22 protein-coding genes and 1 other RNA gene are annotated in these 21306 nt (G+C 47.8%); 18 read left to right on the forward strand and 5 right to left on the reverse strand.

All coding sequences use genetic code 11. From position 1 onward, the window contains the following. Positions 1 to 15 precede the first annotated feature (15 nt). The 4 genes from AC2JF8_RS01095 to AC2JF8_RS01110 form a co-directional block, all read right to left on the reverse strand. Complete coding sequence (locus AC2JF8_RS01095) at positions 16 to 2793, reverse strand: FtsX-like permease family protein (protein WP_500760386.1); 2778 nt, start codon at positions 2791 to 2793, stop codon at positions 16 to 18. A gap of 14 nt (positions 2794 to 2807) precedes the next feature. Continuing rightward, positions 2808 to 3509, reverse strand: a complete 702-nt coding sequence (locus AC2JF8_RS01100; protein WP_500729387.1) for an ABC transporter ATP-binding protein — start codon at positions 3507 to 3509, stop codon at positions 2808 to 2810. Positions 3510 to 3546: 37 nt separating this feature from the next. Next, on the reverse strand, positions 3547 to 4359 hold the full coding sequence (locus tag AC2JF8_RS01105; RefSeq protein ID WP_500729388.1) for a Cof-type HAD-IIB family hydrolase: 813 nt from the start codon (positions 4357 to 4359) through the stop codon (positions 3547 to 3549). Positions 4360 to 4468: 109 nt separating this feature from the next. Beyond that, positions 4469 to 6130, reverse strand: a complete 1662-nt coding sequence (locus tag AC2JF8_RS01110) for an APC family permease (protein WP_500760389.1) — start codon at positions 6128 to 6130, stop codon at positions 4469 to 4471. Positions 6131 to 6348: 218 nt separating this feature from the next. Here AC2JF8_RS01110 and AC2JF8_RS01115 point away from each other — a divergent pair, with 218 nt between their 5' ends. From AC2JF8_RS01115 to ssrA, 14 genes are all read left to right on the forward strand, one after another. After that, positions 6349 to 7077, forward strand: a complete 729-nt coding sequence (locus AC2JF8_RS01115) for a YebC/PmpR family DNA-binding transcriptional regulator (RefSeq protein WP_500729390.1) — start codon at positions 6349 to 6351, stop codon at positions 7075 to 7077. A gap of 192 nt (positions 7078 to 7269) precedes the next feature. Continuing rightward, the gene (comGA, locus tag AC2JF8_RS01120; protein WP_500760391.1) at positions 7270 to 8244 is read left to right on the forward strand and encodes a competence type IV pilus ATPase ComGA; all 975 of its coding nucleotides are present in this window, start codon (positions 7270 to 7272) and stop codon (positions 8242 to 8244) included. Beyond that, positions 8210 to 9214 carry a type II secretion system F family protein gene (locus AC2JF8_RS01125; RefSeq protein WP_500760393.1) on the forward strand — a complete coding sequence of 335 codons (1005 nt, stop codon included), beginning with the start codon at positions 8210 to 8212 and terminating at the stop codon, positions 9212 to 9214. The genes comGA and AC2JF8_RS01125 overlap by 35 nt, the downstream gene beginning before the upstream one ends. Before the next feature lie 29 nt (positions 9215 to 9243). Further along, on the forward strand, positions 9244 to 9594 hold the full coding sequence (gene comGC, locus AC2JF8_RS01130; RefSeq protein WP_500760396.1) for a competence type IV pilus major pilin ComGC: 351 nt from the start codon (positions 9244 to 9246) through the stop codon (positions 9592 to 9594). After that, positions 9575 to 10006 carry a Prepilin-type cleavage/methylation protein gene (locus AC2JF8_RS01135; RefSeq protein ID WP_500729394.1) on the forward strand — a complete coding sequence of 144 codons (432 nt, stop codon included), beginning with the start codon at positions 9575 to 9577 and terminating at the stop codon, positions 10004 to 10006. The genes comGC and AC2JF8_RS01135 overlap by 20 nt, the downstream gene beginning before the upstream one ends. Further along, positions 9996 to 10271, forward strand: coding sequence for a hypothetical protein (locus tag AC2JF8_RS01140; RefSeq protein ID WP_500760398.1), 276 nt, complete (start codon positions 9996 to 9998; stop codon positions 10269 to 10271). Before AC2JF8_RS01135 ends, AC2JF8_RS01140 begins: the two co-directional genes overlap by 11 nt. Next, the gene (locus tag AC2JF8_RS01145; protein WP_500760399.1) at positions 10231 to 10755 is read left to right on the forward strand and encodes a competence type IV pilus minor pilin ComGF; all 525 of its coding nucleotides are present in this window, start codon (positions 10231 to 10233) and stop codon (positions 10753 to 10755) included. The genes AC2JF8_RS01140 and AC2JF8_RS01145 overlap by 41 nt, the downstream gene beginning before the upstream one ends. Beyond that, the gene (locus AC2JF8_RS01150) at positions 10721 to 10879 is read left to right on the forward strand and encodes a hypothetical protein (RefSeq protein WP_500729397.1); all 159 of its coding nucleotides are present in this window, start codon (positions 10721 to 10723) and stop codon (positions 10877 to 10879) included. Before AC2JF8_RS01145 ends, AC2JF8_RS01150 begins: the two co-directional genes overlap by 35 nt. Before the next feature lie 61 nt (positions 10880 to 10940). Next, entirely contained in the window at positions 10941 to 11942 is a 1002-nt protein-coding gene (locus AC2JF8_RS01155) for a class I SAM-dependent methyltransferase (protein WP_500760401.1), read from the forward strand. Positions 11943 to 11985: 43 nt separating this feature from the next. Next, entirely contained in the window at positions 11986 to 13170 is a 1185-nt protein-coding gene (locus AC2JF8_RS01160; RefSeq protein ID WP_500729399.1) for an acetate/propionate family kinase, read from the forward strand. Between the two features lie 72 nt (positions 13171 to 13242). Continuing rightward, entirely contained in the window at positions 13243 to 13701 is a 459-nt protein-coding gene (locus AC2JF8_RS01165) for an HIT family protein (RefSeq protein WP_500760403.1), read from the forward strand. 146 nt (positions 13702 to 13847) lie between these two features. Then, positions 13848 to 14108, forward strand: a complete 261-nt coding sequence (locus tag AC2JF8_RS01170) for a hypothetical protein (protein ID WP_500760407.1) — start codon at positions 13848 to 13850, stop codon at positions 14106 to 14108. A gap of 153 nt (positions 14109 to 14261) precedes the next feature. Next, the gene (locus AC2JF8_RS01175) at positions 14262 to 14426 is read left to right on the forward strand and encodes an HAD hydrolase family protein (RefSeq protein WP_500729402.1); all 165 of its coding nucleotides are present in this window, start codon (positions 14262 to 14264) and stop codon (positions 14424 to 14426) included. A 68-nt stretch (positions 14427 to 14494) separates the two neighbouring features. Next, positions 14495 to 14860, forward strand: a transfer-messenger RNA (tmRNA) gene (gene ssrA, locus AC2JF8_RS01180). Positions 14861 to 15385: 525 nt separating this feature from the next. Here ssrA and AC2JF8_RS01185 read toward each other — a convergent pair. After that, positions 15386 to 16228 carry a LysR family transcriptional regulator gene (locus tag AC2JF8_RS01185; protein ID WP_500760409.1) on the reverse strand — a complete coding sequence of 281 codons (843 nt, stop codon included), beginning with the start codon at positions 16226 to 16228 and terminating at the stop codon, positions 15386 to 15388. A gap of 180 nt (positions 16229 to 16408) precedes the next feature. On the opposite strand from AC2JF8_RS01185, the gene glpK reads away from it, so the two are divergent. The 4 genes from glpK to AC2JF8_RS01205 all read left to right on the forward strand — a co-directional run bounded on the left by glpK (position 16409) and on the right by AC2JF8_RS01205 (position 21277). Further along, positions 16409 to 17920, forward strand: coding sequence for a glycerol kinase GlpK (glpK, locus tag AC2JF8_RS01190; protein WP_500760412.1), 1512 nt, complete (start codon positions 16409 to 16411; stop codon positions 17918 to 17920). A gap of 28 nt (positions 17921 to 17948) precedes the next feature. Next, complete coding sequence (locus tag AC2JF8_RS01195) at positions 17949 to 19691, forward strand: FAD-dependent oxidoreductase (RefSeq protein WP_500760414.1); 1743 nt, start codon at positions 17949 to 17951, stop codon at positions 19689 to 19691. Positions 19692 to 19889: 198 nt separating this feature from the next. Further along, entirely contained in the window at positions 19890 to 20858 is a 969-nt protein-coding gene (gene manA / locus AC2JF8_RS01200; RefSeq protein WP_500760416.1) for a mannose-6-phosphate isomerase, class I, read from the forward strand. A 23-nt stretch (positions 20859 to 20881) separates the two neighbouring features. Beyond that, a complete protein-coding gene (locus tag AC2JF8_RS01205) occupies positions 20882 to 21277 on the forward strand; it encodes an SdpI family protein (RefSeq protein WP_500729462.1) in 396 nt (131 codons plus the stop codon). Positions 21278 to 21306 lie beyond the last annotated feature (29 nt).

Raw genomic sequence — 21306 nt, forward strand, 5'->3', positions numbered from 1 at the left:
TGTCCAGCGGCTGTTTTAATCAACGGACTTGAGTGCCTCCAGCATGTCCAAGTCGCGCAGCTTCTTATTGACGATGAAACCGAGCACGATGGTGATGAGCCCGATTACGCCAAGCGGCCACAGGAAGCTGGACGCTGACAAGGCCGGATTGAACATGACGTTGTCCGGCGGCACAACGTACAGGATATAGCGGTAGAGCAGATCACCGGTCAGGTAACCAACCAGAATTCCGAGTCCGGTTAATAAGATTGTCTCGCGGTAGATATACATTGTGACCTCCCCATCATAAAAACCGAGCACCTTAATTGTCGACAGTTCACGAATCCGCTCCGCAATGTTGATGTTGGTGAGATTGTAGAGAATAACGATGGCGAGCAGGCCCGCAACAACAATCAAGACAACCATAATCAAGTTGAGCGACTGGACAACCACGTCAAGTTCCTGGCTGATTGCCGTGTTTTGAACCACGCCCGCAACCCCGCTCAGCTTCATGTATTGCGCAGCTGCCTTCTTGGTATTCTGGGCGCTGCCGTCTGCTAGGTTGACCAGGTGGGCGTTCGTCCTGTATTTGCGGTGAAAGACACGCCGGTACTGGTTGCTAGTCATGAAGGCGAAGTGCCCCATGTACATTTCGGTGACGCCGGCAACTTTCATTGAACGCCTGTGGTTGTTTTGGTCAGTCAAAGTAATCTGTCCGCCTGCTTGGACGTTTAACAGCGTGGCCAGCCGCTCTGAGATCACGACGCCGTCATTGTGCAGGGCAATTGCATGCTTAGTCCTGCGGTCGTTCAGGTGAACATAGTGATCAAGCTGCTTGCTTGAACTAGGGACGATCAGGGTAATGTCTTGGGTATCGCCGGTTTTGCCCACCGTCTTGGTCATCGATTCATAGTAAACGGGCATTGTCTGCTTGACATCATCCCGGTGCAAGTTAGTGGCAAGCGCCTTTTTTTGTTTAGCCGAAATTGGCGTCTTTTGGGCAACAATTAGGTTGTAGTGGATCAAATCGGAAAATTGCCGGTTGTTCATCGTGCTAATGGAGTTCTTAACGGCAAAGCCTGCAAAGAGCAGGGTCGCGGCGCCGCAAACACCGAAGATGGTCATCAGCATTCGTTTCTTGTAGCGGAAAAGGTTGCGGGCAGTAACCTTGTGGGTAAAGCTCAGGTGATTCCAAATAAAGGGGATTTTTTCGAGCATGATTTTTGAACCCGCTGCTGGAGGCTTGGGCAGAAGCAGGGCCGCGGGCTTTTCCCTGAATTCGCTCTTGGCAGTGAGGTAGGCCGGCAGAACGGAGCTGACCCAAGACAAGACCAGGGCTGCCAGGCTAATCTGCCACTGGAAGTGTTCTTCAATCGGCGGGATGGTCAAGGACTGGTAATAGGCGTGGTAGACAATCTGCGGCATTAAGGTATGCCCCAGGAAGATGCCGATAATAGTGCCGATGGTGCCCGACAGAAAACCGTAGAAAATAAACTTGTTGATAACAACAAAGTCATCATATCCGAGTGCCTTGAGCGTTCCGGAATTGATCCGCTCTTCATCGATAAAGCGGTTCATGGTGGTAAAGGTAACCAAAGCGGCAACAAAGTACAAGAAGATGGGAAAGACCTTGGCAAGGTCTTCAACCACTTGCGCGACCGTGGTATAAACCAGGTTGCCTTCGCCGCCGGGTACTTCGCGCCGGTTATAGACGCTGTAAGAAGGGCGGGGCATTTTTTGAACCTGCTTTTTAATCCGGGCAATCTTGCGCTCGCCGGCACTGATTTTGGCCTCGGTTTTAACCGCTTTTTGCCCTAAAAGCTCTTTTTTACCCTGCAAAATCTTTTCCTGGCGCGCAAGTTCTGCTTGGGCCTGCTGCAGCTGAGCGTTAAGTTCAGGAGACGTGCCTGCAGCCTGCGCTTTTTGGGCAAGCTCTTCCTGCTTATTTGCCAGTTGACGTGCGGCTTTTGTCAGGTCCTGCTTACCACGCTGCAGTCTCCGTTTGGCCTGTCTCAGCTTTTCTTCTTGCGGGTGCAATTTCCGGTTGACCGCCTGGTTGATCCGCTCCTGACGGTGCCGAACGTTTTTCTTCAGCAAATCCTGCAGGTCTTTTTTGTGGCTGCTGACCCTTGCGGTATACGTTGACCCATAAGAATCGAGTCCGCGTAAGTTGCGGTAGGTCAAATTGGCTGCGGTATAGACCGTCTGGTTGAACGCACGGGATGCGACGACCGCATAGCCCTTGAGCTCACCGGTACCGCTATTGCTTTGGCCTAAGTTGACGCTGGACAGTATCTGACTGGAGCGGACAAAACCGACCACCCTAAACTTCTTGCGCTTGAGCAGGGTGGAGCCAAGCACGTTTTTCTTTTCGGTAAAACTAAGGTGCTGGCCCAGTTGATACCACTTATGGTAATGATCAGCCAGGGCAATTTCATTTTCGCGCTGGGGCAAGCGTCCCCGTCTGAGTTCATACTTCCCGATAGTCTTCGGTTTTGAAAAGATCCGCACGCTTTCATGGCTGTTTTTGAAAACCGTGTCGGTCATATAGCCGAACTCGACCTTCTGCAGCCCCTTGGCCTGCCTGATCAGCTTAACGTCCTGCTTGTCAAAGCCATAATTGCCAATGACAGTCAGGTCAGCCGTGTTCAGCCGCTCAGCATAGTGGTTGCCCGTGGCGCGCATATCTGGTCCGGTAACCATTAAACCGACCAGGGCAAACGCGCCAATCATCATCAAACCAAGGATGGATAAGAACTGCCCCTTAGTGTGCCTGATTGATTGCCAAAAGTCTTTCCAAATTATCTTATTCATTTGTCCGACCTTCTTTACCACTTAATGCTGGTGATGTCTTCGGGGTGGTCATTGTGCTCGATCTTCGTTACCTGACCGTCATGAAAATGAATTACGCGGTCGGCGATGGGGGCAAGTGCGCCGTTATGGGTAACAATGACCACGGTCGTACCATTATTGCGGCTGCGGTTTACAATGGTCTGCAAAACGCTTTTGCCCGTTTGGTAGTCGAGGGCGCCGGTGGGCTCGTCGCAGAGCAGGATCTTGGGATTTTTGGCAACTGCGCGCGCAATTGCGACCCGCTGCTGCTCACCGCCCGATAGTTCGGCGGGAAAATTATTGATGCGGTTTTTCAGCCCGACGTCAATCAGTGTCTGTTCGGGATCAAGGGCATCGGAAACAATTTCCGCTGCCAATTCCACGTTCTCTTTTGCCGTCAGATTTTGGATTAAATTGTAAAACTGGAACACAAACCCGATATCATAACGGCGGAAACGCGTCAGCTGGCGCTTGTCGTATTTGGCAATATTTTTGCCATCAATGATGACATCGCCGGAAGTGTTGGTGTCCATGCCCCCCAGAATATTCAAAATAGTCGACTTTCCCGCCCCCGAAGCGCCGAGAATAATGGCTAATTCACCTTTTTCAATCGTAAAATTAACGTCATTGTTGGCCAGAACCTCGGTCTCGCCCGTGCGGTAGCGCTTAAAATTATGCCGTACTTCAATATAACTCATAAATGTCCCCCTGCAATTTGTTTTGTTCATGGCTGTTCTAAGCCAGATAGCGCTCCAGCACCGTCAATACTCCCATGTCATTGTTGCTGGGTGCTTCGTACCTGGCAATCTTTTTTAACCGGTCATCACCGTTTTTCATCGCGTAGCTATAGCCGGCCAGCTCAATCATTTCCTGGTCGTTCATGCCGTCGCCAAAGGCAATCAGCTCTTTCGGCTTAACGTCAAAATAGCGCAAGAAATACTTGATGCCCTGGCCCTTGTTGACCCCGGCGGGCATTACGTCAATATTGTCGAAGCCGCTGGTTGTGCAGTGAATGCTTTCGCCGTTGTTCTGGTTAAATTTGCGCTCGATTTCCTTGGCGAGGTCAGCTGAGCAGTTGAGCGTCAGCTTCGTGAGGCTATCGCTGGTCGGAATGTCAACAAGGTTGGCGATCTCAACCATATCGGGGTAGAAGAAGTGCATGGTGTTCTTGAACTGTGCCGGAGCCCGCTTGCTGACGTAGGAGCGGTCGAGTCCGCTTGCAGCAATCCTGGTTTCAGGGTAATTGTTCTGAATAAAGCTGATCAGCTTGATGCCGGTCTTGTAGGTGAAGACGTGGCGCACAATAATCTTGTTGTCCTTGGTCAAAATGGAGCCGTTGTCAGCAACGATGTCGATGCGGTCCAAAAAGTCATAAAAGTCCTGACGCAGCCGGGATAAGGGCCGCCCGCTAGAAACGATGAAGTGAACGTGCTGCCTGCGCAGTGCGGTTAAGACGTGCTCAAAACGCTGGTGGTCAAATTTTTTGTCGTCATTTTCAAACGTGCCGTCCATGTCAATGGCGACTGCTTTAAAAGGAATAGGTTTCATTTTGTTCTCCTTTGCAATCTACTATTATCATTATATAGTACTGGACCTTTTGGGGCCAAAAACAAAAACAGACTCATGCTAAGCATGAATCTGTTTTGCCTTGACGCCGCTAATTTGCCCCTTGCACCGGCTTCTTTCTGCCGACTAGCCAGCAGACCAGCATGGCAATCAGGGTCTCAAGCAGAATTAAAACGATGTTCAGTCCCAAGTGGACCTGACCGAGATTAACCATTTGGTTATGGAAAAGCTGGTTCTGTTCGCCCAGATACAGGTCAAAGATGATCGAACCGATCACCAGGGTAAACATGACGGCCCACTGTCCGCGGCTGAATGCGATGCCGTATTTTTCCTCGCGCCGTCTGATGCTTGGCAGAATTACGCCAAGGCCGATCAATACGACCACCGCGACGATATTGATGATTAATTCGTACCACCAGTAGCCGCTAAACGGCTTAATATCCTGGGGCGCAATCCCCAGGATTGTTGCGGCGGCGGTGACAAGCAGTAAAACGAGTCCGGCAAAGTAGCCGACGCGGTCGTTTTTCAGGAAAACATAATCGGAATGGAATTTTTGGGGATTCTTTCTGATCTGCATGAAGGAGAAGAAAATCCAACACGTTACGCCGGGTGAGATGATGCCGTTCAAATTTAACAGCCAGTTGAAGATGTCGTTCATGTCCGGCAGGAAAATTCCTAGCAGCATGATGAACGCCGAGAGGGCAACGGTCAAAATGTAGCCGTTGATTGGCAGCCCGTTTTTGTCCTTCTTTTGCAGAAAACGCGGCATGTACTTGTCGCCCGTGTCGGAAATCAGCATCCTCGTCATGGCATCCAGCAGGACCGCCAGCAGCGCAGCATTGTAAAAGACCGACGTCCAGGCCCAGACGTACAGCAGGGTCTTGCCCCAGCCGTACTGGTGCCCGACCATGTCAAAAACGTAGTAGGCGCCGTTCATCTTAAGGTCATTCGGGATGTGGTAGCTGTTAAAGTAGATTCCAAGTGCGAAGGAGCCAAAAACAGTCAGAAAAATGGTCATTACGGCCAGTGCGACCATTGCTTTGGGGAAGTCAGACTTGGGCTTTTTCATTTGGGTTACGTACGGCGCGACAAGCTCACAACCGTTCAGGGCGAAGATCAGCATGGCAATCGTCGTCCAGTAGTGCATGTTGAAGTCAGGCACTAGCGTGTGCCACGTAAATGGCTGGGTGGCCATGTGCCCGCCTGATTTTGCCAGGCCCAAAAAAGCCAAGAAGACAAACATTAAGGTCATGATCAGCATTAAGCCGCCACCAATGGTCGACAGCACTTCCATCGAGTGTGAGAAGTAGTGTTCAATAATAATGAAAAGGATGAACATGGTAAAAGTCAGGAGTGCAAACTTAGTGTTGGAAATCTGACTCTGGAATTTTTCCGAACCGGTCAAGGCCCACCCAATGTCAACGATGATTTCGTTAGCCGAATCGACTGCATAGGGAATAGAAGCCGCCCAGTACGTCCAGGCGGTGAAGTAGCCCAGAAACTCACCGTTGGTTCCGCGCACCCAGGATGAAAGGCCACCGCCGTCATCATTAAAGACGGAGCCCAGTTGGCCCACCATTAACGAATAAGGGATCACGTAGAAAAGACACATGATGATCCATGACGTGACGACGGGCATGCCCTGATTCTGGAAGTTGTACATAATATCATCGAGCCCGATGACTGTGCAGAAAGCCATCAGGGTCAACACGGGCCACGAAAGATACTTTTTCTTCGAATTCAATTCTTCCACTAAATTTCTCTCCTTTAAAAAATAATTGCAATATACATTTTACTAATTTACCGGGTCCATGACTAGGGGAAAGACCAATTTGTTTTGCTCGTGCATTAAGTAACGGCCCGGTCGGTTTCACAATCATAGGCGCTAAATGTTGATGAGTATTGAATTTTTTGTACCTGTGCGGTAAGATTAATGCGTTAATATCTTAAACTAGAGAAAGAAGGATTCTTATGTCAGGACATTCAAAATGGCACAATATTCAAGGCCGCAAGAATGCGCAAGACGCAAAAAGGGGTAAAATTTTCCAAAAGTTATCTCGTGAAATATACATGGCTGCAAAAAATGGTGGTCCTGACCCCTCTGGGAATCCTAACTTACGAATGGTAATGGACAAGGCGCACGCCAACAACATGCCGAAGTCAAACATTGACCGGGCAATCAAAAAGGCCGACGGCAATTCCGAAGAACACTACGATGAGATTACTTACGAGGGTTATGCACCTGGAGGCGTTGCGGTTTTTGTGGAGGCCTTAACCGATAACAAGAACCGCACAGCGTCGGCCGTGCGCGTTGCTTTCACCCGCAACGGCGGCTCACTGGGCGCAACCGGTTCTGTTGCTTACATGTTCAACCGGCGCGGTTATATCGTTATCGACCGGGCAACGACCGATGCCGATGAGGATCAGATGCTGCTTGACGTCATGGACGCAGGCGGCGATGACTTGCAGACCAGTGATGATGCCTTTGAAATTTATACTGACCCCAAGCAGTTTGCGCAGGTGCGCGACGCTTTGGAAAAGGCCGGCTATAAACTCGCAAACGCTGAGTTGACCATGATTCCGGAGAACACCACGCCGGTTCCTGAAGACAAGAAGGAGCAATTTGCCAACTTAGTGGATGCGCTTGAAGATGATGATGACGTGCAGAACGTCTACACGGCTGCAGCCGACGAAGACTAGATTAATTAAAAAGAATCACCCAAATTATTTTGGGTGATTTTTTTATGCGCAAATTTGCTGTGAAAGGCCCGGTTTGGGGCAACCGCGGGGAGGACACGGGGCGTTTTTTAGAAACCAACTGATACTTTTCAAAAAAACCGCCCCTTTTTTGCGTACTTAATATTGGCAGCAAAAAAACAAAGGAGGGGTTTTATGCGAATCAAAGATGTGGTTGGTTCCCTAATTGAAGATGCAATTGCCGCGCGTGCGAGCGATATCTTCTTTTTGATGCAGGGTTCTGTAGTAATTGTGAACCTGCGTGTGTTGAGCGGTGTTGTCAAGCGGACCGAGTTTAGCAGCAACGAAGGTAAAGAAATCATCAATTACTTGAAGTTTGCGGCGCAGATGGACATTGCAGAACACCGGCGGCCGCAGGTGGGCGCGTTTGAATACCGCTACGAAGATGAGAATTATTACCTGCGCCTGTCCAGCATCGGTGATTTTACCGACAGCGAGTCCCTGGTGATCAGGATTATTTACCGGGTGGAGACGGGCACCTACTTTTTTAGCGAGCAGGTAGAAAAAATGCGCCGGCTGACGAACAAGCGCGGACTAATCATTACCAGTGGCCCAACCGGTTCCGGCAAGACGACGACCATGTACAAGCTTGCCAAGCGCGTCGGCCGCAAGCAGGTGGTGATGACGATTGAAGATCCGGTTGAAATTCACGAGGCGGAATTTTTGCAGACCCAGGTCAATCTGGAGGCTGACATCACGTATTCGCGCTTGCTTGAGGCGGCGCTGCGCCATCGTCCCGATATTTTGATTATCGGTGAGATTAGGAATGAATCGACTGCGCGGCTGGCCGTTGACGCTGCCCTAAGCGGCCATCTGGTGTTTGCAACCGTGCACGCGAAGAGCACGCTGCAGACAATATCGCGGCTTGAGAGCCTGCACGTGAATGCCAATGAACTGAGTAACTGCCTGACCGCGATCTGCTACCAGCGGCTCTTGCCCTCCAATGGGGAACTTTCCTGCCTCATGGATATTGCCAGCGGCACGCTGCTGCAGGACAATATTGCCCAAAAAATACGGGGCAATTACGTTGATTGGGTTGATAACTTGGTTGCTTTAAGGAAGAGGGGTGCAATCAGTGCGCAAGTATTTGAACAGTTCCAGGAAGGGTAAGTTTACAAGTCAAGAGCAGCTGAATTTTCTTGACTACCTACAGAACAGTCTGGCTAACGGCTTTTCCCTCAACGCCAGCCTGGAATTAATGCCAATCCTGTGGCCCAAGCGCAGACACTTGATTGCAAGGCTCAGTGCGGGCGTTCAGACCGGGAGGAGCCTGGGTGGCGCAATGCTCAAGTTGGGTTTTGCCAGGACCATCACCACGCAGATTGACCTGGCTATGGAGCAGGGCAGCTTGGTCGAATGCTTGGCGCAGCTGGCCACCTTGATTCGGCTGAAGAACGAGCAGATCAAGAAGCTGAAGGCAGAAATGTCTTACCCAATTGTTTTGGCGGTTATGATGATGGTGCTGCTGCTTTTTATGCAGTCCTTCGTCTCCAACCAGTTCGCGGGAACGGGTGAACACAGCGGCGATATCATGCTGCTCGGCTTGCTTCTGCTGGCCTTTTTAATCACGTACTACTTGGTGCGCGTGCTTGGTCTGCTCAAGAAACAGGACTACCAGTCGCTCAAAAGGCTCGCCCGTTATCCCTTGGTGGGGCCGCTCATTAAGCTGTACGTCAAGTACTTGCTGGTTTATGACGTGGGCCTCCTTCTTGCCAGTGGCTTCTCGCTGCAGAAGATGTGCGAGTATGCTTCCCGCCAGGAAGAGGGCTCGCTGCAGCAGTTTATCGGTGCAATGGTGGGTAGGAAGCTGGCCGCGGGCCAAAACTTGACCGCAATAATCAAGGGGGAGGCTTTTCTTCCCGATGAATTGCTGCTTTTGCTCCAAGCGGGTTCAAAGAAGGCCGACCTCAGCACGCGCTGCCTGCTTTTAGGCAAAACTTTGTTTTCGACCCTGGCCGGCAGAATTGAAAAGTTAATCGTCAACGTGCAGCCGTTCTGCTTCATTTTAATTGGACTGGGAATCGTGGGGATGTACCTGAAGCTGCTGCTGCCAATGTACGCGATGATGCAAAGTATTTAAGTCAAAGTATTTAAGTGAGGTATTTCTAAATGAAAAAGAGAATTAAAAGATATTTGGTCAAGATAATTGCTAAGACAAGGAAGGCACAGGGCTTTACCCTGATTGAGATGGTTGTCGTTGTTGCAATTGTTGTGATGCTGCTGCTTATTATTGCGCCTAACCTGACCAAGCAGAAGCAGAGTGCCGGCGAAAAGACCGACAACGCCTTTCAGACGACCCTGCAGACGCAGGTCAGCCTGTACGAAGATGACAAGGATCGAAAGGGCAAAGAGGTCAACTTTAAGAACATGTTTGACGACGGCTACCTGACCAAGCGGCAACTGGACAAGTCTAAGAAATATATGGTAAATAAAGGTGTGGTTGAAAAGGGCACGAATTAGACCGCGCGTGGCCGGATTCACCGTGCTGGAGATGGTAATTACGCTGGCGATTGCGACTGGGTTGCTGTTGTTGGGTTCAGTCCAGCTTGGTACTTATAAGGAAAAATTGATTCTGAACAACACGACCCAGCAAATAAAGAGTTCGCTTGAACAGGCGGCTAGAATCTCAACGATTCGTCACAGGGCGGCACTGGTCAGGTACTATCCGGTGTCGAAGAGAATCACGATCATTGGCAACGGCTATTCACGGACGCTCAAGATTGATTCCGGGTTAGAAATTTACAATCTGGAAAACCTGAAAATTTCGGCTAGCGGCTCCATGCCGCCACATACAATCGTAATTACCAACCATAAGAATACTAAGAGGGTTAAACTGCAAATGACCTGGGGGCGTGCAATCGATGGTACTTAACAAATTGAGGGGCTTTTTAATGGCGGAAAGCCTGACCGCGCTGGTCATAGCGCTATTCGGGGTGCTGGTGATGGCACTGGTTGTCGGCGAGAGTCGGGCAACGGAACGAACAATTGAACTGAAGACCGACCGTGCATACGCCTGGCACGTGCTGAAGAAGAACAGCCTCAGCGAGGTCAAGGTTCACGATCGAATTTACCAACCGCGAGGTGAGAAGGGGGTGTATGATGCGACGGCTAAAGAAGCCTACCGCGTTAAAAACTAGCGGATTTATGATTGCCGAGGCAGTTTTTGCGGTTTTCATTACCCTCCTGGTGGTCCTGATTTTACAGGGGCTGCTGAAGAGTCTGACTACGGCAGACAAGGCGGGGCACCGAACCGATGACGTTGTCTTTGCGTACGTTCAGTTCAACCGCTTCTTAAAAAATGACGCGGCTAAGGCTTACGTTTTTCCCAAGGCATCCAACTCCAGACAGGCGGCCATAATTAAGGTTGACAAGGATGACAACGAGAAGATGTACCTTTTAAATTTTTACAAGAATATGATCCGCGTAACCACGCCGGAGGGTGGGCACATGCCCCTTCTGCTCAATGTTGCCAGGGCAAGTTTTGTCACTAAAAAGTGCCAGGTTAAAATTGCGGTAACGGAAAAGGACGGGCGTGCCTCGGAAATTTGCTTTAAGCTGGATCCCAGACCGAAGGAGAAGAAAAAGAATGAAGCCAAAAAAACCGTTAAGGCTGAAAGCTAGTGCATTGCTAAGCAGCGTTTTGGTTCTGATGACCTGCTTAATCTTTCTGCAGTTTTACCAGACAATCTACCGGGACAGCATGCAGAATGACTTTTTGCTGATTGAGTACCTGGTTAACAACTGATTTTCTTGCGTTGACTGCCTTACTTCTATTAAAATGTCTAAGAAGATAAGGGAGATAAGCGATGGATAAAATTGTAGAATTGTTTAACAAATTTCTGGACTGTGTTACTTGCCTGCAGGATGCCTTGAACGTGTCCTTTGGCGAAGCGCTGACCGAAACGTTTGATAACCTTGAAAAGGGACAGATAAAGGTTGAGTTGGGGGCCCCCGATAAGAAAACCGTTGGCAAATTAAGTCAAAAATACGCGGGCTTGAACTACGCTGAGCTGGCACCAAAAACCAAAGTGCAAATTTATACTTACCTGACCCTCAAGGCTGTTACTGAGGATGGCTTGGATGTCAACAAGATGCCGACACCGTCGGTTGTAGCAACCATTATTGCCATGTTTATGCAGAAATTGCTCCCAACTGACCGGGTCGCAATTGCTGATCCGGCAATTGGTACAGGCGGCTTGCTATATACAGTTGTCGACCAGCTAAAAAAGGCCAATCACTCTAAGGGTGACTATCGGCTAGTGGGAATTGATAACGATGAGGAAATGCTCAATTTTGCCGACGTTGGCGCGTACCTGAACGGGCTGGACGTTGACTTGTACTGCCAGGATGCACTGACCCCCTGGCTGTTTTCCAGTCCGGATGCGGTGGTTGCCGATTTGCCGGTCGGATACTATCCGCTCGATGAAAATGCGGCTAACTTTGCCACCAGGGCCGTGAAGGGGCACTCCTTTGCACACCTTTTGTTTATTGAGCAAATAATTAAAAACCTGCAGCCGGCTGGGTACGCCTTCTTAGTCGTGCCCCGGGCGATACTTGCGGGTAAAGCCGGAAGCGACATCATGCCCTGGATATCAGAAAAAGTTTTCCTCCGTGCAATCGTTGAGCTGCCTGATAATTTGTTTCAGAACAAGTTTAATCAAAAAGCCATTTTGGTATTCCAAAATCACGGCGAGAATATCGGCAGCAGTGAGGTCTTGCTCACAAAGTTGGATACTTTTAAAAAAGAAGAAGATCTAATTGAGCTTAATGTTAAACTGAATGAGTGGTATACTAAAAACATTCATTAATTTGTGAAAAAATAAAAATCATGTGTACGGAGGAAACTAATTTATGAAAAAAGTTTTAGCGATTAACTCGGGGAGTTCTTCTTTTAAGTATAAGCTTTTTGCCTTGCCGGAAGAGAAAGTCTTGGCAGAGGGGATTGCAGACCGGGTTGGCATCGATGGTTCTTCTTTTGAAATCAAACTGGCTAACGGTGAAAAGCATTCCCAAGAAATTGCCATTCCCGACCAAGAAACTGCGGTCAACTTATTGCTCGAAGCTCTTAAGAAATACAAGGTTATTGATGATCTGGGCGAAATTGTTGGTGTTGGACACAGAATCGTTGCCGGTGGGGAAGACTTTGCTGATTCGGCCATCATCGACCGGGACAAGTTGCAAAAAATCTATGACCTGAAGGAATACGCACCCCTTCATAACCCGGCTGAGGGCAAGGGCATTGAAGCCTTCATGAAACTGCTGCCTGACGTTCCAGAAGTAGGCGTTTTCGATACTTCCTTTCATCAGTCCTTGGATCCTGTACACTACATGTACTCGATTCCTTATAAGTACTATAAGGAATACGGTGTGCGCAAGTATGGTGCGCATGGTACTTCGGTGCGCTACATTGTTGGTCGTGCTGCCGAAATGCTGGGCAAGGACGCTAAGGACTTGAAACTGGTTGTTTGTCACTTGGGTTCGGGTGCTTCGGTGACTGCTGTTAAAGGCGGTAAGTCATACGATACGTCAATGGGCTTCACGCCCCTTGCTGGTATCACCATGGGCACCCGTTCAGGTGATGTTGACCCATCCGTATTGCAATACATTATGAACAAGGATAACCTTGACATCAACCAGATGATTGAAATCCTGAATGACAAGTCCGGCCTTTTGGGCATTTCAGAAATTTCCTCCGACATGCGTGATTTGGAAAATAACTCCGATAAGAAGGCCGACTTGGCACGGGCCATTTTTGTCAACCGCGTGAGACAGTACGTGGGCTCTTACGTTGTTGAGATGGAGGGTGTTGACGCCATTGTCTTTACGGCTGGTGTTGGTGAACACGATGCTGATGTCCGTGAAAAGATCATGAAGTCATTTGAGTTCATGGGCTTAGAAGCTGACTATGAGGCGAACAAGTCAAATGGTGAAAAGTTCGTTTCAAAGCCTGATTCCAAGATCAAGGCAATGATTATCCCAACTGATGAAGAATTGATGATTGAGCGTGACGTTGTGCGTCTGGCTCATTTGAACTAAAGTAAATTTTAAATTTAGACTGTTAAGGCATGGCTCTTAGCAGTCTTTTCTTGTCTAAAAAAGGATTGAAATATGAAGGATTGGCGAACTGATCGGATTGGTGCTGCAACTGCTGGTAATAATCCATTGGTAATAGCAGAATTAAGTGGTGGCTATGCTGTTATCGGTGACACACAATTTTTGCCAGGATATTGTGTACTATTGCCTAAAAGAAAGGTTGCTACTTTAAACGATTTAGAGCTAGCAGAAAGAGTAAAATTTTTAAAAGATATGACTTTGCTGGGGGATGCGATATTATCAGCATGTAGCCCGGCAAGAATCAATTATGATATTTTAGGTAATACAGATCACTTCTTGCATGCGCATATCTTTCCGCGATACCAAGCGGAAGCACCAGAAAGATTGGTTAAGCCAGTTTGGTTATATGATTCTCATTTTTGGACAGACGCAAAATATCAATATGATGAAAAGAAGCATGGCGCGATCAGGAAGGCCATTATGGAAAATTTGAAGAGCAGAATGAGTGATTAAATTGGTAGCAATTGGTGTTGTTGATACTTTATTAAACGGCATAAAATCCTGCTTGAGACAACTAAACGCGTAATCAAACAGGCGATTGCGCAAAAAAGCGAAGTGGTCTTGTGTTCTGATTGCCCGCTAGCTGGCGGTAAACATTTTTGCAGGAGCTGGCAATCGAAGACGCTGACCAGTATGTGATTACCTTTAACGGAGCAGTAAGTAAGCCAGTGTTTGGTCAGGTACTGAAGAAAAACGAATTGAGTCGGTCAACTTACGAAAAAGTTGAACGATGTGCTAATGACCACCGGCTGGCATTTAACTTTGTTGATTCTATAAGTCGCATTATCACGAGCAATCACAATATTGGCTGGATTACGGTAGTACAGGCTTGGCAGAATAGTGCTGGCCTTTTTGTGTGAAAAGCCCAAGAGTTGGTCGAAGATAAACCTGCTATCAAGGTGGTCTTTGCCGACGAAAAGGAAAAGTCAGATGCCCTTAAAAGTGAAAAATATCAATAAGAGGGTAGCGTTAGAATTTTTGGCAAAAAATTAGCGAATGTGCCTGGCGTAGTAATGGCAATCGGCGATGAACAAAATGATGTTCCGCTGTTTAAATTTGTCGGCACTGCCGTGGTAATGGATAATGGCTCTGATTTGGCTAAGGAACATGCGAACTATGTCACGGCAGGCAAAGATGCTGTCGACATTGAGCAATCCTTTAAATTTACTTTTAACTAAGTGGCTTTGGGGTGAGATCTGGTTTGTAGTAAGTGAATCTCAAATATGTTATAATTATATTGTCTTAAGGGGATGTTTTGGGATTCGACAGGCGTAGATTCGCATTGACTGCAATTTGTAGGTCACGTCTACATAAAAACGTCACAGTTTTTCTAACTGCAAATAAAGAAAATTCATACGCATTAGCTGCCTAATTTAGGCCTTGCGTTGCTTGCTACCGGATTGCTCACGTCTAGCAGCAAGTATCAACTTAGTGAGCTACGTTTAACTACCTCACCTGAATAGTTAAAAAGAGTCATTTCAGGTTAGCTAGTCCATCCTAGCCCTGTTATATGGCGTTTTGGACTAGTGAAGTTCAAATAGTATAACTATGATTGTAGATGTCAGTGACGGAATGCGTCTGGACAGGGGTTCAATTCCCCTCATCTCCATATTAAAAAGCTCTTAACCATTGTGGTTGAGGGCTTTTTGCTTGTCTATGATCGCCAAATGTTCGCCGACTAGTTAAATTTCGTCAAGTATTTTGACGATTTGGTTATCTGATTTTTGCTTTAATTCATCCAACATGTAAGCGTAAGTATTAGCTGTTATGCTCATATTTACGTGGCCCATGACTGCCTGAACGTCTTTAATGCTTTGACTCTTATTGAGAGTGGCGGAGGCGTGGCAAAAGCCGTGGACGGTTAATTCGCGCAGACCTTGCTTGTAAATATTTTTTTGTCACCGATTGGATTTTAAAATTGTGACGTGCTTTGTTGCCAGGCCCCCTGAAAGGCAAGAGGTCATTGTTTTTGACAACTCCGCACTATTTCACTGGGAACAAAGAATGCCGCACAAAATTTCTCACGCGGAAAACAAACTTATTAGTTTGCAATTTTCCTGGTTGTCCGTTTGATTCCGTCTTCAACTTATAACTAAATGTTATTAAAATTTAAAATAATTTCATAATACTTATATAACTAATTTGATAGTCCTTTATCTAAAATATGGGCGATGGCCGGATTTTTGTAGATGGCCACAACGTCATATTTTAATGATGGCAATTCAGGCATGTAGACCAGGTGATCCGCATATATCTGGGGAATCGGCAATTCGCGGGGGTAAATTGCCATTCCCTGCCCCAATACAACATTTGCAAGTGCCGCATCAAAACTGTCCCGGTAGCTGACATTCTGATAGTCGATTTTCATATTGTGCAAAACGCTTCTGATTTTTGTTTGAACGTCATTGCTATCGGTCGCAGACCATTTTTGCAAAAACAGGGGTTGCTGGGCAAGCGCGCACTTATTAACCCGGCCGTCTTCTTCAAGCATATCCGGATTAAGCAGGATGCCAAAATTGGCGGTATCGATTTTCTTTTTATGGATGCTTTTGATTTTACTGACTGCAGTTGAAAAGCCAATCAAGACATCGTAATCACCCACATCAAGTTTGGGGATGCTATCGGAAAACTTTTCGGTGTCCAAATGCAGGTGTAGGTCCGGATTTGCTTCTTTTAAGCAGTGTGCAAACTTGATCGTCCAGTACCCGAATCCCCGCAGGTAGCGGATGCGCAAGATGCGGTGCGCGTTATCTAACTGGCCCACCTTTTGACTAAATTCATAATATTGCTTCATCAAAGGCACCGCATAATGGTAAAGGTTGATGCCGGCGACTGTTACCCTAAAGTGAGAAGTAGACCGTTCAATCAACTGAACGTTTAACTCCTTTTCCAAATTTTTGATGGCGTTGCTGATCGCCGTTTGGGAAACAAAATTTCTCTTGGCCGCTGGGGTGAAGCCTTGCGTTTCGACTACATCCATAAAGTATTTGAATGTTAGCAGGTTATATTTCATATTAGTTTGTCCTTTGCTTATAACTTTACCTAATAAGTTATTACCATTATATGTTAGCGCTTAACTGAAAGCGAGCGTAAAATCAGGTGTGTAAGAAATATTGCGGTTACTTTAAATCTAAATCAAAACCAAAAAGGAGAAATAGAAATGCTTGAAAAGTATATTTTAGCGATTGATGAGGGTACAACTAGTACGCGTGCAATCATTCTCGACCACTCTGGGAAGAAAGTAATTGATTCGCGTAAGGAGTTCAACCAATATTTTCCTAAGCCAGGTTGGGTAGAACATGATGCCAATGAAATTTGGAATTCAGTTCTGTCGACCATTGCCAATTCGTTTATTAATTCGGGCATTAAGCCGGAGCAAATTTCTGCAATCGGAATCACTAACCAGCGTGAGACAACGGTTATTTGGGATAAAAACACGGGCCTGCCGATTTACCACGCGATTGTGTGGCAGTCGCGTCAGACTTCAGACTTAGCTGATAAGCTGATTGCGGACGGGCACCAGCAGCTAATCCACGAGAGAACGGGCCTGATTCCCGATGCATACTTTTCTGCAACTAAGATTAGGTGGATTCTAGATCACGTGCCTGGTTCGCAAGAACGCGCTGAAAAAGGTGAGTTGTTGTTTGGAACAATTGATTCATGGCTGGTGTGGAAACTTACTGGTGGTAAGGTTCACGTGACTGATTATTCCAATGCCAGCCGGACCATGCTCTTCAACATTACCAAGCTGGACTGGGACAATGATATTCTCAAACTTTTGAACATTCCGCGGCAAATGCTGCCCGAGGTTAAATCGAACTCGGAAGTCTACGGTAAGACCGCTGAATACCACTTCTACGGCAGCCAGGTTCCGATTGCTGGCATGGCCGGTGACCAGCAGGCCGCACTCTTTGGGCAATTGGCTTTTGAACCGGGGATGATTAAGAATACCTATGGCACGGGTGCCTTTACCGTGATGAACACGGGAAAAAATCCGAAGTTCTCGGCTAACAACTTGTTGACGACAATTGCTTATGGCATTAACGGAAAAGTCAACTATGCCCTTGAGGGCAGTATTTACGTGGCTGGGTCCGCAATTCAGTGGTTGCGCGACCAGTTAAAGCTGATTGATGATGCACCGCAGTCGGAAGAAGCAGCCAAGCGGTCTAAGGATAGCAACGAGGTCTTTGTGGTTCCGGCCTTTACCGGTTTAGGCGCACCGTACTGGGACTCAAACGTGCGTGGTGCAGTCTTCGGACTGTCCCGTGGTACTTCCAGCGACGACTTTACTAAGTCGACGCTGCAGTCGCTTGCTTACCAGAGTCGCGACGTAATTGATACCATGTACAAGGATACCAATATCAAAATTCCGAAGCTCAAGGTTGACGGTGGGGCTGCTAACAATGACTACCTGATGCAGTTCCAGGCCGATATTCTTGGCATTGACATTGAACGGGCAGCAAATCTTGAGACAACAGCGATGGGTGCAGCCTTTTTAGCTGGACTGGCGACGGGCTTTTGGAAGAATGTTGATGAGATTAAGAAGATTCAAAAGGTGGGCAAGACCTTCAAGCCAAAGATGAGCGCCAAGGAGCGTGACCACTTGTATGAAGGGTGGAAGTCTGCGGTTAAGGCAGCCCAAAGCTTTGCATACAAGCCTTATCAAAAGTAAATTGTGTATTATAGAAAGAGTGTAAACAATGGCATTCTCAATTAAAAGCCGTAAAGATGAAATAAAGCGCTTGAAAATGGAAAAATTAGATGTGCTCGTTATTGGGGGTGGCATTACCGGGGCGGGAATTGCCCTGCAGGCCAGTGTTGCCAATATGAAGACGGGGTTAATCGACATGCAGGACTTCGGTGGTGGAACTTCATCCCGGTCGACGCGACTGGTTCACGGCGGCATTCGCTACCTGAAGACTTTTGATGTTCAGGTGGTTTCGGATACCGTCAAGGAACGTGCGGTTATCCAGCACATTGCGCCGCACATGACACAGCCGGATCCGATGATTTTGCCCATTTATGACGAGCCGGGAACGACATTCACGATGTTTTCGGTTAAGGTTGCCATGGATCTCTACGACCACTTAGCTGGTATCGAGGGCGATTCGCCGCTGATGAAGTATGCCAACTACACCATTGATAGGGACAAGGTCCTAAAGTGGGAGCCACAGTTAAATCCGCATAACCTGAAGGGGGCCGGGGTTTATCTTGATTACCAGAATAATGACTCGCGTCTGGTTTTGGAAAATATCAAGAAGGCCCATGACTTTGGCTGCCTTACCGTTAGCCGCCTGAAGAGCATTAAGATTTTGCACGACGACAATAAACAAGTTAACGGCGTGCGCGTTCACGATAACTTGACTGGTGAAGAGTTTGACATCCACGCCAATCTTGTTATCAATGCTTCTGGTCCGTGGTCTGACATCGTCCGTGAAGAAGATGACACGATCTACAAAAAGCCGCGTTTGCGTCCGACTAAGGGGGTTCATCTGGTTGTTGACCAGTCTCGCTTAAAGGTCCCGCAACCGACCTATTTTGGCTCAGGTACCGCCGATGGCCGGATGATCTTTACCATTCCGCGCGAGGGCAAGACGTACTTTGGAACGACTGATACCGATTTTACGGGTGATTATGCACACCCAACAGTTGAGCAGTCCGACGTAGACTACCTCTTGAACATCATTAATAAAAAATATCCGAGTGCTCACCTCACGATTAATGATATTGAAGCCAGCTGGGCCGGGGTTCGTCCGTTGATCGAGCTGGAGATTGAAGATAACACGGCCGCGGATGCGACTTCAGGCGCCAGCGTATCGGACAGTACCTCGGCTCCTTCAGCCGTATCGCGTGGCAGCTCGCTGACCAAAGCCGATGACGGCCTGATTACGCTAGCGGGTGGCAAACTGACCGATTACCGGATTATGGCCAACGGAGCGATGGCTATGATTAAGCAGGACCTGCATGATAAATTTGGCAAGGACTTTACACTTAGGGATTCAGCCAAGATAAAGGTTGCTGGTGGTGACTTTGATTCTGACAACGCCGAGGAAGAACTGGCAAATATTGCTAAGCGCGGCGTTGATGCTGGCTTAAGTGCGGATGACGCTAAGGAAATTGCCAACTTGTTCGGCTCAGAAGCAGATCAGATTTATGATCATGCAAGAAAGATTAACCCGGCCAATGGTTTAAGCCTGGGCGAAACCGCAGCATTAGACTACTCGTTAGCTGAAGAAATGGCTCTAACTCCGGTTGATTATCTACTGCGCAGGACCTACCACGTCTTGTTTAAGAGTGATACCCTGGACCGGGTTAAAACTGGCGTTATTAACCACATGGCGGATTACTATGGTTGGGACAAGGTCCAGACTGAAGAATACGAACATGATTTAGAAAACGAGATTGCGGAATCACGTCTGGATAAATTGAAGAAGCAACAGTAATTGTAGAAGTAAGTAGTAAACTATCTCCCCTAAAAGCCTGCCAGATCTCTGGCAGGCTTTTAATGGGGGAATTTATAGAGCACAAAGCAGCTGAAATTGCAACCAAAATAATATTATGATTATTCAAAGTCAGTTGGCAAAAAATCGTTTTAATTTTTGCCGGCAAAAGTTTAAACTTAATGTGAGGTGAGATACAATATGGAACCAATTTTTTTGACACCCTACTTTAGAAACAAGATCTGGGGTGGCCGCAAGTTAAAGACGATTTTTGACTATGATATTCCCGATGGCAAGGTGGGCGAGGCCTGGGTCATCTCGGGCTACAAGGACGATGCGTCAACCGTTAAGGCGGGGGCCTGGAAGGGGAAGAGCCTGCGGGAGGTTTACCAGGAGCACCCGGAATTATTTGGCAATCCCAAGAGCAAGGAATTCCCGCTTCTGGTCAAGTTTCTCGATGCCAACGACAACCTGTCCGTCCAGGTTCATCCGGATGATGACTACGCCCGCAGTGTTGAAAACGATAGCGGTAAGACCGAAAGCTGGTACGTCTTGCAGGCGGATCCGGGTTCTTACCTGATTTACGGCCACACGGCCAAGACGCGGTCTGAACTTGCGGATATGATTCACAGCGGCGACTGGGACAATCTTCTGCGCAAGGTTCCGGTCAAGGCAGGCGACTTTTTCTATGTTCCTTCGGGCACGATTCACGCACTGACCAAGGGAATCCTCGTGATTGAAACCCAACAGTCGAGCGATGTTACTTACCGTTTGTACGACTACGACCGCGTCGACCAGAAGACGGGTAAGACGCGCGAACTGCACACGCAAAAGTCGATTGACGTAACGACGGTGCCCCACGTTGACCCTAAGATTGCCATTCAGTCAAGAAGAGAGCAGGATGCAAGCATCAAGACCCTGGTCAAGCCGCCACTGTCACCGCACTTTTACCTGTGGCAGGTTGACCTAGACGGAACGTGGAAGACGGGGCTAAAAGAGCACCCGTACCTGCTAGTCACGGTCATTGCCGGTTCAGGGCAGCTCGTTGCGGGTTCGCAAACGTATGAATTATCCCTAGGAAGCAATTTGATTGTTCCAAATATGATGAAGAATTTTGCGTTCACTGGTAAAATGAAAATAATAATTTCTGCACCGGGAAATGAGGACTAGTTCCCAGGAGAAAGGAAGGACGCATGATTTATATTGCTTGTGGTTCGGTTATTGCGGTTGTTGGGCTATTGTGGGTAATTTCGCCGGCTAAGAAGCCCAATCCCTTTTACGGCTACTATTCGTACCTGGCCCGGGTCAACCACGCCAGCTTTCGCTTTGCACAAAAAAGGGGCAGTTTATACTTTATTCTGTTCGGCGTGCTTCAGCTTGTGATAGGGGTTATGGTTCACCTGCTAGACTGGGACCGGTACTTCTTGCTCTGGCTTCTGACGTTTTACCTCTTCATTATTTTTCCCATTATGACAACCGAAAAAAGTTTGAAGAAGTTTCTGCTGGACCGCCACGAATTGCCGGTCGATTACGTTGATCCCGACCAGGTAAAGCATGAAAAGACCAGGGGATTCAGAGACCATAAGTAGCCATAAGCAAGAATAAGGCCAATGACGCG

It is taken from the genome of Lactobacillus sp. CA30L (assembly GCF_059900845.1).